Source organism: Streptomyces olivochromogenes, from assembly GCF_001514115.1.
GTDB classification, from domain to species: Bacteria; Actinomycetota; Actinomycetes; order Streptomycetales; family Streptomycetaceae; genus Streptomyces; species Streptomyces olivochromogenes.
Map to the genome: position 1 here is coordinate 748,683 of NZ_KQ948452.1, position 12,963 is coordinate 761,645.

9 protein-coding genes and 1 riboswitch are annotated in these 12,963 nt (G+C 72.3%); all 9 genes read right to left on the minus strand.

Features of this window, described 5'->3' with window-relative positions:
- Positions 1–11: 11 nt before the first annotated feature.
- Positions 12–761: a precorrin-2 C(20)-methyltransferase gene (gene cobI, locus AQJ27_RS09245; RefSeq protein ID WP_067364862.1), complete on the minus strand. Its 750-nt coding sequence runs from the start codon at positions 759–761 to the stop codon at positions 12–14.
- Complete coding sequence (locus AQJ27_RS09250; RefSeq protein ID WP_067364463.1) at positions 758–2,200, minus strand: cobyrinic acid a,c-diamide synthase CobB; 1,443 nt, start codon at positions 2,198–2,200, stop codon at positions 758–760. Before AQJ27_RS09250 ends, cobI begins: the two co-directional genes overlap by 4 nt.
- Complete coding sequence (gene cobO, locus AQJ27_RS09255; RefSeq protein ID WP_067364466.1) at positions 2,194–2,793, minus strand: cob(I)yrinic acid a,c-diamide adenosyltransferase; 600 nt, start codon at positions 2,791–2,793, stop codon at positions 2,194–2,196. Before cobO ends, AQJ27_RS09250 begins: the two co-directional genes overlap by 7 nt.
- Entirely contained in the window at positions 2,793–4,832 is a 2,040-nt protein-coding gene (locus AQJ27_RS09260; protein ID WP_067364469.1) for a putative cobaltochelatase, read from the minus strand. Before AQJ27_RS09260 ends, cobO begins: the two co-directional genes overlap by 1 nt.
- Positions 4,829–8,482 carry a cobaltochelatase subunit CobN gene (gene cobN, locus AQJ27_RS09265; protein ID WP_067364472.1) on the minus strand — a complete coding sequence of 1,218 codons (3,654 nt, stop codon included), beginning with the start codon at positions 8,480–8,482 and terminating at the stop codon, positions 4,829–4,831. Before cobN ends, AQJ27_RS09260 begins: the two co-directional genes overlap by 4 nt.
- On the minus strand, positions 8,479–9,987 hold the full coding sequence (locus tag AQJ27_RS09270) for a cobyric acid synthase (RefSeq protein WP_067364475.1): 1,509 nt from the start codon (positions 9,985–9,987) through the stop codon (positions 8,479–8,481). The genes cobN and AQJ27_RS09270 overlap by 4 nt, the downstream gene beginning before the upstream one ends.
- Complete coding sequence (locus AQJ27_RS09275; protein ID WP_067364478.1) at positions 9,984–10,940, minus strand: cobalamin biosynthesis protein; 957 nt, start codon at positions 10,938–10,940, stop codon at positions 9,984–9,986. Before AQJ27_RS09275 ends, AQJ27_RS09270 begins: the two co-directional genes overlap by 4 nt.
- A gap of 101 nt (positions 10,941–11,041) precedes the next feature.
- A riboswitch (cobalamin riboswitch) is annotated at positions 11,042–11,182 on the minus strand.
- 111 nt (positions 11,183–11,293) lie between these two features.
- Entirely contained in the window at positions 11,294–11,518 is a 225-nt protein-coding gene (locus tag AQJ27_RS09280; protein ID WP_054232266.1) for a hypothetical protein, read from the minus strand.
- A gap of 12 nt (positions 11,519–11,530) precedes the next feature.
- On the minus strand, positions 11,531–12,775 hold the full coding sequence (locus tag AQJ27_RS09285) for an inorganic phosphate transporter (RefSeq protein WP_067364481.1): 1,245 nt from the start codon (positions 12,773–12,775) through the stop codon (positions 11,531–11,533).
- Positions 12,776–12,963: the final 188 nt, after the last annotated feature.

Consider the following 12,963-nt stretch of genomic DNA (forward strand, 5'->3'; position numbering starts at 1 on the left):
TCTTCCGGGGCTCACAGTTTCCCGCCGCGCTTGCCGTCCCGCCGGGCGGGCGCGATGAGGGTGGAGAGGTACGGCAGCGGCTCGCCGTCGAGGTCTGCGGCGGGCCGGATGGACTCGCCCTCCAGCCCGAGCGCGGACCCCCACACGGCGTCCTCGAGCCGCCCGGTCACCCGCAGCGCCTCCGCGACCTCGTGCGCCTGCCGCCCGAACTTGTACGCGACGACGGTCCCGGGCCCGTTGAGGGCGTCCTTGAGCACGGCGGCCCCGGCGGTCACCGGCACGAGAGTCAGCGGCTCGGTGCCTTCGGTGAGCACGGCCCCGGACCGCGCCGCCAGATCCTGCATGGCGGTGATACCGGGCACGGTCTCGACGACCGTGCCGGGCACCAGCTCCCCGATGGTCTGCGCGAGATAGGTGAAGGTCGAGTACACGTTCGGATCGCCGATGGTCGCGAAGGCGACGGACGCGTGCCGCCGGAGCAGCTCCGCGACCCGCGTGCCCGCGGCGTCCCAGGCGGCCTCGCGCCGCCCCCGGTCGGTCCGCTCGTTGAGCGCGAACACGACGCGGACGACCTTCTCCTCGGGCACGTAGTGCAGGACGGTGGCCTCCGCGCGTCCCGGTTCTCCGCCGTCCTTTCCATCGGGCGCGGCCATCACCGGTACGACCACGACCTCGGCGGCACGCAGCGCGTTGACGCCCTTGACGGTCACCAGCTCGGGGTCACCGGGACCGACCCCGATTCCGGTCAGCTTGCTGCTCATGACGTCCGGCACCTCTCCACGAACCGACGGGCGACACCGGGCTGTGACGCCCAGTGCGTGTGCAGATAACTCGCGTGCACACCTTGTTGTACGAAACCTTCGACGCGCCGCTCAGGGGCGCGCACCCCCCAGGCGGGAGCCGCCCCGGCGCCCGGCTCGACGACGGTCCGGTGGAACTCGTGCCCCCGCATCCGCGTCCCGGCGACGGCGAGCGCGCTGTCACTCACGGCCACGGCGTCCCGATAGCCCAGGGTGAGCCGCTCACTCATCCGGGCCGAGACGTCGAGCACGCCGCACATGGGCTGTCCGTCGAGCTCGCGCGAGAGATACAGCAGCCCGGCGCACTCGGCGGCGACGGGCGCCCCGCCGAACGCCAGCTCGGCCACGGCCTTGCGCAACGGCTCGTTGGCGGACAGCTCGGGCGCGTACACCTCGGGAAACCCCCCACCGATGACCAACCCGCCGGTACCGTCCGGCAGTTGTTCGTCCCGCAGAGGGTCGAAGGTGACGACTTCGGCTCCCGCGGCGGTCAGCAACTCGGCATGCTCGGCGTAGGAGAAGGTGAAGGCGGCCCCGCCTGCGACAGCGACCACCCTCAGCCCGTCCGGCGTTTGAGGACGAGGCCGTTCAGGCCGATGAGGGGGGTCTGGGGGCGCAGCCCCCAGGGTGGGGACGGGAAGGGGCGGCGGGGGCGAAGAAGCAACCACCTCAGCCGCGTCCCAAGCCGCACCCGACAACTCACCCGCAGCGCGCGCCAACGCGTACAACGCGTCCAGATCACACCCGCGCCGCACCTGCTCGGCCATCGCCCCCACGGCGTCCACGGCATCCGAGCGCCGCTCGGCGACAGGAACCAGCCCCAGATGCCGAGCGGGCGTGTCCACCTGCGCGGCCCGCCGCAGGCACCCCAGCACCGGCACCCCGGACGCGTCCAGAGCCTCCCGCAGCATCTCCTCGTGCCGCGACGAACCCACCTTGTTGAGGATCACCCCCGCGACCCGCACCTCGGGATCCCAGGAAGCGAACCCGTGCACCAGCGCGGCCACGGACCGGGACTGCGACGACGCGTCGACGACCAGCACCACCGGCGCCCGCAGCAACTTCGCCACCTGCGCCGTGGACGCGAGCTCACCCTCCCCGGCGGCCCCGTCGTACAGCCCCATCACACCTTCGACGACCGCGAGATCGCAGCCGCGCGCCCCGTGCGCGAACAGCGGCGCGATCAACTCCGTACCGCACAGATACGCGTCGAGATTCCGCCCCACGCGCCCGGTGGCGAGCGCGTGGTACCCGGGGTCGATGTAGTCGGGCCCCACCTTGTGCGGGGACACGGCGAGCCCCCGTGAGGCGAAGGCCGCCATCAACCCCGTGGCAACGGTGGTCTTGCCGCTCCCGGACGAGGGCGCGGCGATGACCAGCCGAGGGACGGAAATCACCACTCGATGCCCCTCTGGCCCTTCTGGCCGGCGTCCATCGGATGCTTGACCTTGGACATGTCCGTCACGAGATCCGCGAACTCGACGAGCTTCTCGGGAGCGTTGCGCCCGGTGATCACGACATGCTGGGTCCCGGGCCGGTCCCGCAGCACGGCGACGACCTCGTCGACGTCCACCCAGCCCCAGTGCATGGGGTAGGCGAACTCGTCCAGCACATACAGCTTGTACGTCTCGGCGGCGAGGTCCCGCTTGACCTGTTCCCAGCCTTCGCGGGCCTTCTCCTCGTTGTCCAGCTGCTCATCGCGCTGAACCCAGGACCATCCCTCGCCCATCTTGTGCCAGTCGACGGACCCGCCCTCGCCACAGGCGCCGAGCACGCGCAGCGCGTTCTCCTCCCCGACCTTCCACTTCGCCGACTTGACGAACTGGAACACCCCGATGGGCCACCCCTGGTTCCAGGCGCGCAGCGCCAGCCCGAAGGCCGCGGTGGACTTGCCCTTCCCGATCCCCGTGTGCACCACGACCAGCGGCCGGTTGCGGCGCTGACGTGTCGTCAGCCCGTCCTCCGGTACGACACTCGGCTGCCCCTGCGGCATTACGCGGCCCTCCTCGAAGTCCCCTGCACATCGCGCACGAGCCCGGCGATCGCGTCGGCGCGCAACTCGTCCAACGTCACCGCCGTGCCGCCCAGTTCACCCGCGAGCCGCCCCGCGAGTCCGAGCCGCACGGGCCCCGCCTCGCAGTCGACGACCACGGAGGCGACCGAGTCGGCCGCGAACAGCCGCGCCGCCCGTTCGGCGAGCGCGACGGGCTCGAGGCCGCCGGTGGCCCGTCCGTCGGTCACCACGACGACCAACGGCCGCCGGGCGGCGTCCCGCAGCCGCTCGACCCGCAGCACGTCGTGCGCGCGCAGCAGCCCGGCCGCGAGCGGTGTCCGCCCGCCCGTGGGCAGCGACTCGAGGCGGGCGGCGGCCGCGTCCACGGATGAGGTGGGCGGCAACGCCACGTCGGCCGAGGATCCCCGGAAGGTCACGAGCCCCACCTTGTCCCGCCGCTGGTACGCGTCGAGCAGCAGCGACAGCACCGCGCCCTTGACGGCACTCATCCGCTGCCGCGCCGCCATCGACCCGGAGGCGTCCACCACGAACAGCACGAGGTTGCCCTCACGCCCCTCCCGGGTGGCCTGGCGCAGATCGTCCCGCCGTACGACGAGACCGCGCCCCGACCGCCCCCGCGCCCGCTGGTGGGGCGCCGCCGCCTGCACGGTCGCCGCCAGGTGCAGCTTGGTGAGCGCGCCTCGGGGCCGCCGCGATCCGGTGGTCCGCCCGTGCTCGGTCCGAGCCCGCGAACGCCGCCCGGCCGCGCCCTCGCCGAGCCCCGGCACGCTCAGCACCTTCGTGCGAAAGGGTTCGGCGGCCCGTACGGGGGACTGCTCACCGGCGCCCTGTGCGGCCGGCGCCCGCCCGTCGTCCGAGGGCTCGCCCTGCGCCGGCACGTCACCGGCGGGGGAGTCGCCGTCCGGCCCGTCCTGAGGTGGCTGCCCACCCCCACCGGGCCCGTCCGGATCCGGGTCCCCGTCCGGATCGTCGTCGGAAGGACCCTCCTCGGAAGAACCCTCGTCCGATCCCCCGAACTCCTCCAGCGTCTCGTCGAGCTTGTCCTCGTCGAGCCCCGGCGCGTCGAAGGGGTTGCGCCGCCGCCGGTGCGGCAGCGCGAGCAGCGCGGCCTGACGTACGTCCTCCGCCAGCACTTCGGTCCGTCCCGCCCACGCGGCGAGCGCGGTCGCGGTCCGTGCCATGACGATGTCGGCCCGCATGCCGTCCACCTCGAAGGCCGCGCAGGTCGCCGCGATCTGCCGCAGCGCCGGGTCCCCGAGCCGCACCGACGGCAACAGCTGCCGCGCCGCCACGATCCGGGCCCGTACGGCGGACTCCTCGTCGGCCCAGCGCGCCGCGAAGCCCGTCGGATCGTCGTCGTAGGCGAGCCTGCGCCGCACGACCTCGACCCGCTGATCGGGCTCGCGGGAGGCGGCCACCTCGACGGTCAGCCCGAACCGGTCGAGCAACTGCGGCCGCAGCTCGCCCTCTTCGGGGTTCATGGTCCCGACGAGCAGGAAGCGTGCCGCGTGCCGTACGGAGACACCCTCGCGCTCGACGTACGAGGCGCCCATGGCGGCGGCGTCCAGGAGCAGGTCGACCAGGTGGTCGTGGAGGAGGTTGACCTCGTCGACGTACAGGATCCCGCGGTGCGCGTCGGCCAGCAGCCCCGGCTCGAAGGCCTTCACGCCCTCCGCGAGCGCCCGCTCGATGTCGAGCGCGCCCACGAGCCGGTCCTCGGAGGCGCCGACGGGCAGCTCGACCATGCGGGCCGGCCGGGTCTCGAAGGCGCCCGGCTCGTGCGGACCGTCGGGACAGGCCGGGTCGGGCCCGGCCGGATCGCACGAGAACCGGCACCCGGCGACGACGTCCACCCCCGGCATGAGCGCCGAGAGGGCGCGTACGGCCGTGGACTTGGCCGTGCCCTTCTCACCGCGGACGAGCACACCGCCCACGGCGGGCGACACGGCGTTCAGCAGCAGCGCGAGCCGCAGGTCGTCCTGGCCGACCACGGCCGTGAACGGGAACGGGGTACTCACTGGTCGTCGCCCTCCAAGTCGCCTTCGAGCTCCAGATAGGTGGCACGCAGCCGCTCCAGCGTGTCCGCGTCCGGCTCGGCCCACAGCCCCCGGTCGGCGGCCTCCAGCAGTCGTTCCGTGATGCCGCGCAGCGCCCATGGGTTGGACTTCTTCATGAAGTCCCGGTTCTCCGCGTCGAAGACGTACTCCGCGCTGAGCTTCTCGTACATCCAGTCGTCCACGACCCCGGCCGTGGCGTCGTACCCGAAGAGGTAGTCGACGGTCGCCGCCATCTCGAAGGCACCCTTGTAGCCGTGCCGCCGCATGGCGGCCATCCAGCGCGGGTTGACGACCCGGGCGCGGAAGACGCGATGGGTCTCCTCGCCCAGCGTGCGGGTCTTCACCTGGTCCGGTACGGCCGAGTCGCCGACGTACGCCTCCGGGCTCGCGCCCGTCAGGTGCCGGACCATCGCGACCATGCCGCCGTGGTACTGGAAGTAGTCGTCGGCGTCGACGAGGTCGTGCTCACGGGTGTCGACGTTCTTCGCGGCGACGGCGATGCGCCGGAACGCGATCTCCATGTCCCCGCGCGCCGCCCGCCCGTCGAGCCCGCGCCCGTAGGCGTAGCCGCCCCACACCGCGTACACCTCGGCGAGGTCGGCGTCGGAGCGCCAGTTGCGGGCGTCGATCAGGGGGAGGAGACCGGCGCCGTACGCGCCCGGCTTGGAGCCGAAGATGCGGGAGGTGGCCCGGCGCCGGTCGCCGTGCTCGGCGGTGTCCTCGTCGGCGTGCGCGCGGACGTAGTTGCGGTCGGCGGGCTCGTCCAGCTCGGCCACCGCGCGCACCGCGTCGTCGATCAGGCCCACGACGTGCGGGAACGCGTCCCGGAAGAAGCCGGAGATGCGGACCGTGACGTCGATGCGCGGCCGGCCCAGCTCCTCCAGGCCCACCACGTCGAAACCGGTCACGCGGCGCGAGGCGTCGTCCCAGACCGGGCGGCAGCCGAGCAGCGCGAGGATCTCGGCGATGTCGTCGCCCTGGGTGCGCATCGCGGACGTGCCCCAGACCGTCAGACCGACGGACTTCGGGTACTCGCCCGTGTCCTGGAGGTACCGCTGCACCAGGGAGTCGGCGAGCGACTGCCCGACCTCCCAGCTCAGCCTGGACGGGATCGCCTTGGGGTCGACGGAGTAGAAGTTGCGGCCGGTCGGCAGGACGTTCACCAGCCCGCGGGTCGGTGAGCCCGACGGGCCCGCCGGGACGTAACCGCCGTCCAGGGCGCGCAGGATGTGGGTGATCTCGTCCGTCGTCCGGGCCAGACGCGGCACGACCTCACGGCAGGCGAACTCCAGCACCGCGACGGCGTCGGGGAGTTCCCCTCCCAGGACCTCCCGTACGAGAGCGGTGCTCTCGGACGTCACCCAGCCGCGTTCCTCCATGCCCTCCGCCATCCGGCGGCACAGCTGCTCCAGCAGGTCGATCGCGTCCGCCCCGGTCCGCGCCGGCCCCTCGACGAGGTCCGTCAGCTCGACCGGCACCTTCACCGGCGCACCCGGCTCGGCGAGCAGCTCCTTCTCGACCAGGCCGAAGTACTCGGCGAGGCAGGCCCGCAGCCCCGGCAGCGCGTTCGCGGTGCCGCCCCACACCTGGGAGGCGCGCAGCACGGCCAGCACGAGGTTGACGCGCGGCTCGGCCTCCGGGCCGCCGCCGAGGATGTGCAGACCGTCGCGGATCTGCACGTCCTTGATCTCGCACAGATAGCCGTCGATGTGCATCACGAACTCGTCGAACGCCGCGTCGTCCGGCTGGTCCTCCACATGCAGGTCGTGGTGGAGTTCGGCCGCCTTGACCAGCGTCCAGATCTGCGCGCGGACGGCCGGGGCCTTCGTCGGGTCCAGGTCGGACACCAGCGCGTACTCGTCGAGGAGCTGCTCCAGCTTGGCCAGGTCGCCGTAGGTGTCGGCGCGGGCCATCGGCGGTACGAGGTGGTCGACGACCGTGGCGTGGCCGCGCCGCTTGGCCTGGGTGCCCTCGCCCGGGTCGTTGACGATGAAGGGGTAGATGAGCGGGAGTTCACCGAGGACGGCGTCCGGCGCGCAGCCGCCGCTGAGCCCGAGGCCCTTGCCCGGCAGCCACTCCATCGTGCCGTGCTTGCCCATGTGCACGACGGCGTCGGCGCCGAAGCTGTTTTCGAGCCAGCGGTACGCGGCCATGTAGTGGTGCGACGGTGGCATGTCCGGGTCGTGGTAGATCGCGATCGGGTTCTCGCCGAAGCCGCGCGGCGGCTGGATCATCACGACGACGTTCCCGAACTGGAGGGACGCCAGGACGATGTCGTCGCCGTCCACGTAGAGGCTGCCCGGCGGCTCGCCCCACGCCTCCAGCATCCCGTTCCGCAGGTCCGGGTCGAGCTTGTCGAACCACGCCCGGTAGTCGGCCAGCGGCACCCGTGCGGGCGCGGCGGCCAGCTGCTCCTCGGTGAGCCACTCGACGTCGTGGCCACCGGCGTTGATGAGCCGGTGGATCAACTCGTCGCCGTTGTCGGGGTGTCCCTCGACGACGTACCCGGCGTCCCGCAGCGCGTCGAGCACCCGTACCGCCGAGGCGGGCGTGTCGAGGCCGACCGCGTTGCCGACGCGGGAGTGCTTGGTCGGATAGGCGGTGAAGACGAGCGCGAGCTTCTTGTCGGCGTTCGGCTTGTGCTTCAACCGCGCGTGTCGTACGGCGATCCCGGCGACGCGGGCGGCCCGCTCGGGGTCGGCGACGTAGACCGGCACCTCGTCGGGCCCCTGCTCCTTGAAGGAGAAGGGGACGGTGATCAGACGGCCGTCGAACTCGGGGATCGCGACCTGCATCGCCGCGTCCATGGGGGAGAGGGCGGCGTCCGACGCGTCCCAGGCACTCCTGGACGAGGTCAGGCAGAGCCCTTGCAGCACGGGGACGTTCAGGTCGGCGAGCGCGCCGATGTCCCAGGCCTCCTCGTCGCCGCCCGCGGACGCCTCGGAGGCGTGTGTGCCGCCCGCCGCGAGCACGGTGGCGACCAGCGTGTCCGCCGTGCCGAGGATCTCGTACAGGCCCGCGTCCGCGCCGCGCAGCGAACCGCAGTACACGGCCAGCGCGTTGGCGCCGCGCGCCTCGATCGCGTCGCACAGCGTGTCCACGAACGCGGTGTTGCCGGACAGCTGGTGGGCCCGGTAGAAGAGCACGCCGACGGTCGGGCGGCCCTCGACGAACGCGCGCTCGCCGTGGACGCCGTACTCCGGCATCTTGCGCGGCTCCTCGAAGCCCTCACCCGTCAGCAGCACGGTGTCGGAGAGGAACCGGGCCAGCTCGGTGAGGTTGTCCGGGCCGCCCTCGACCAGGTAGCGCAGCGCCTCGGCGACGACACCGGCGGGCACCGACGACTCCGCCATCAGTTCGGCGTCGGGTACGGACTCCCCGCCGAGCAGCACGGTGGGGATGCCCGAGGCCTTCAGCTTCCGCAGGCCCTCCTCCCAGGCACGCTTGCCGCCCAGGAGTCGTACGACGGCGATGTCCGCGCCCTCGACGAGGGACGGCAGTTCGCCCTCGGCATCCACCCGGGTGGGGTTGCCGATCCGGTACGGGGCGCCGGAGGCACGCGCCGCCAGCAGATCGGTGTCGGCGGTCGACAACAACAACACTGTGCTCATGCGGGCGCTCCCGGTGGAATGAAAGGCAGTCCTTGCGGCGCGCCCGACTCGATGAGCCGCCACAGCGCGTCCGTGTCCGCGTGTTCCTCGATCAGATCGCCGAGCCGGTCGAGCTGCTCCTCGCGCAGCGCCGCGAACGACGTGTCGGCGGCCGGCACGAAACGACGGCCCGCGGCGGCCGCCACCTCGCGCAGGAAGGCGCGCCGGAAGCCGTCCGACTCCAGCGAGCCGTGCCAGTGCGTGCCCCAGACGGCGCCGACCCGGCAGCCGTCCAAGAACGGCTCACCGCCCGTCACATCGGCGACGCCGTGATGGATCTCGTAGCCCTCGACATGCTCGCCGAGCGCCTCCCCGACGGGCCGGGTCAGGGTCTTCTCGCGTGCGAACCGCACCCGGACCGGCAGGAGTCCGAGCCCCTCGACATGACCGGCGCGCGACTCGACCTCGTCCTCGATGTGCTCGCCGAGGACCTGGAAACCGCCGCAGATGCCCAGCACGGGCCGCCCCTCGGCGGCTCTGCGCAGGATGGCGTCCGCGAGTCCGCGCTCACGCAGCCACTCCAGCGCCTTCACCGTCCCCCGGGTCCCGGGGACGACGACGAGGTCGGCGTCGGCCAGCTCCTCGGCCCGGTCCACGAACCGCACGACGACACCCGGCTCGGCGGCCAGCGCGTCCACGTCCGTGAAGTTGGACATCAGCGGGATCGCGCAGACGGCGACGCGCAGCACGTCCTCGCCCACGGGGGAGGTCACCCGGGACTCCCGGACCGCTCCCCGCAACGACACCCGCAGCCCGTCCTCCTCGTCGATGCCGAGGCCGTGCCGGAACGGCAGGACGCCGTACGTACGCCGGCCGGTGAGGCCGTGGAGCATGTCGAGCCCCGGCTCCAGCAGGGAGACGTCCCCCCTGAACTTGTTGACGAGGAACCCGGCGACGAACTCCTGGTCCTCGCGCGACAGCAGCGCGACCGTCCCGAAGAACGAGGCGAACACACCCCCGCGGTCGATGTCGCCGACGACGAGCACGGGCAGCCGCGCATTGCGCGCGATCCCCATGTTCACGATGTCGGTCCGCCGCAGATTGATCTCGGCAGGACTGCCGGCCCCCTCACAGATCACCGCGTCATACGTGCCCCGCAACTCGGCGAGACAGTCCAGCACGGTGGAGAGGAGGGCTTCCTGCCGCCCGCCGTGGTAGCCACGGGCGGTCATCTCGCCCACGGGCTTTCCCATGAGGACGACCTGACTGCTCCGGTCGCTGCCCGGCTTGAGCAGCACGGGGTTCATGAGCGCGGTCGGCTCCACCCGGGCGGCCTGCGCCTGCATGGCCTGCGCGCGCCCGATCTCGGCGCCCTCGCGCGTTACGAACGAGTTCAGCGACATGTTCTGCGCCTTGAAGGGCGCGACCTTGACGCCCTGTCGCACCAGCCACCGGCAGATCCCGGCGGTCACGACGCTCTTGCCCGCGTCGGAGGTGGTTCCGGCGACGAGCAGCCCGCCGCTCATGACGTACGTCCCTTCCTGAGAAGCCTCTGTACGAGCAGCCGCCCGCCGGCACTCACGCCGAGGGCGAGCCAGCCGACGCGCCGTGACAGGCGTACGGCCCGCTCGATGTCGTCGACGTGCACGGCGCGCCCGGCGCCGTTGAGTTCGGGCCGGTGCTCGACGCGCCCGCCGTAGGAGAGGGTGCCGCCCAGGCGCACCCCGAGCGCCCCCGCGAACGAGGCCTCCACGGGCCCGGCGTTGGGGCTCGGATGCTTGACGGCGTCGGCGCGCCAGGCTCGTACGGCACCCCGGGGACTGTCACCCGCGAGAGCGGCGAGCACGGCGGTGAGACGAGCCCCCGGCCATCCGGCGACGTCGTCGAGCCGGGCCGAGGCCCACCCGTACCGCCGGTACCTGGGCGACCTGTGACCGACCATGGCGTCAAGGGTGTTGACGGCCCGAAAGCCCACGAGCCCCGGGACTCCGCCCACGGCCCCCCACACCAGGGCGCCCACCACGGCGTCGGAGGTGTTCTCGGCGACGGACTCGACGACGGCGCGCGCGATGCCGTCGGCGCCGAGGGCCTGGGGATCGCGCCCGCACAGATGCGGCAGCCGCTCCCTGGCCGTCTCGATCTCCCCGTCGGCGAGGGCGTCGCCGATCGCCCGGGCCTCCCGCCCGAGCGTGGTGCCCCCGACGACGGCCCAGGTGGCGGCGGCCGTCAGCGCGAGGGACGCGGCACGTGAGGGGCGTACGACACGGGAAGCGACGGCGGCGAGTCCGGCGGCACCGCCCACGCACAGGGCGGTGTGCAGTGCGCCCCACCCGCGGTGGTCCCGCCACAGCACCCGCTCCACGGCTGCCGCGCTCCGCCCGAACACGGCGACCGGATGCCCCCGGCGGGGATCGCCGAGCAGCAGGTCACCGAGGAGGCCGGCGGCGGCGCCGTACGCGAAGACGCGATCGGCACGCACGGGGTCAGCCGACCGTCAGATCGGGGGGAACCGTCGCTCGCAGGGCACTTGGGCAGCCGCGCATGGCGTTATGTCCTCACTCAGGGTGTCCGCGCCCTGGTTCGACGAGACCGGCGGGGAGAGTTCCTGGCTCCCGGGGAGTTCCTTCCCCGGTCACAGTGGCGGGACCGCGCCGGATTCACACCGGCTTCCTCTTCTGTCGCCGTACTTGGCTCCGGCAGTCCACCACGGGTTGGAAGACCCGTCAACTTGCCGTTGACCTGCGCGGGGAGAGTGTGCGAAGGCCCACATACAGGTGGGGTGCGGGACGGTGATCCGTCCCGCACCCCACCCGAAGTGGTGCCCGTTTTGGGTTACTTGCCGACGATCAGGAAGATGCCGTACGCCACCGCCGCGGCGCACGCCGCGAAGCAGACGTACGCGCCGGTGACCGCGAGGGTCGCGGAGCCGCCCTGTGCGGACGCGGACTCGCGCTTGGAGAGGCCGACGATGCCGAGGGTGAAGAGGCCGACGAGGCCGACGGTGGTCACGAGGCTGACTCCGAAGACGGAGCCGAGGGCTGCCCAGTCGATGTGCATGCTGTTCTGTCCTTACACCGTGGCCGGGCGGGTGGGCTCCGCGTCCGGGGACGGGATGGTGGTCTTCAGGTCGCCGGACAGGTCGCCGGTGACGGGGCCCGCGGGCGGCGGGGTGACGGCGGCGATCGCGGTGGTGACGACGCCCGCGGGCTCGGCGTCGACGTCGTTGACGTTGTCGACGGTGACGGGCTGGCGGCGGGAGAGCTTCCAGATCGTGCCGGCGCCGGCGACGAGCAGCGCGCCGGTGAGGACGATGCCCCAGGTGCCCTGCTTGGTGAGGAACTCGGCGGAGGCGCCGGCCAGACCGGCGGCCGGCAGGGTCAGGCCCCAGGCGACGAACATCCGGGTCGCGGTCGACCAGCGGACCACGCCGCCCTTGCGGCCGAGGCCCGAGCCCATCACGGCGCCGGAGCAGACCTGGGTGGTGGAGAGGGAGAAGCCGATGTGCGAGGAGGCCAGGATGGCCGTCGCGGCGCTGGTCTGGGCGGCGAAGCCCTGCGGCGGCGCGAGGTCCGTGAGGCCCTTGCCCATGGTGCGGATGATGCGCCAGCCGCCCAGGTAGGTGCCGAGCGCGATGGCCGTACCGGCCGAGACGATGACCCACAGCGGGGGGTTCGAGCCCGGGGCGATGACGCCGCCGGTGACCAGGGCGAGGGTGATGATGCCCATCGTCTTCTGGGCGTCGTTCGTGCCGTGCGCCAGGGAGACCAGGCCGGCGGAGGCGATCTGGCCGGCGCGGTAGCCCTTGGCGGTCGCCTTCTCGTCGGCGCGGTTGCCGATCCGGTACGTCAGGCGGGTGGCCAGCATCGCGGCGAGCCCGGCCACGATGGGCGCGGCGACCGCGGGGATCAGCACCTTGGTGACGACGGTCGAGCCGTTCACCGACGACCAGCCGGCCGACATGACCGCGGCGCCGATCAGGCCGCCGAACAGTGCGTGGGAGGAACTGGAGGGCAGACCCAGAAGCCAGGTCAGCAGATTCCAGAGGATGGCGCCGACGAGCGCCGCGAAGATCACTTGGACGCGTATGCCCTCTTCGTTGATGATCCCGCCGGAGATCGTCTTGGCGACCTCCACGGAGAGGAACGCGCCGACGAGGTTCAGCACGGCGGACATGGCCACCGCCGTCTTGGGCTTCAGAGCGCCGGTCGAGATGGTGGTCGCCATCGCGTTGGCAGTGTCGTGGAAACCGTTCGTGAAATCGAACACGAGAGCGGTGACGATCACGATTCCGAGGAGGAGCGTGATGTGTTCCATTTACCCAGGCTTCTGTTTGACGTCAGTGGCAGGTGGACCGTAGGCAACCTGAGTGAACGGAAGATGAACTGGGGCGGGCGCTGGGGTGTATCAAACGGTGGACCGCCCCTCCGTTCGTGATGACCAGTGTGCGGGAGGGGCGGCCTGACCGTTGACCAGATGTTCGAACGAAGGCGGAATTTTGGGTT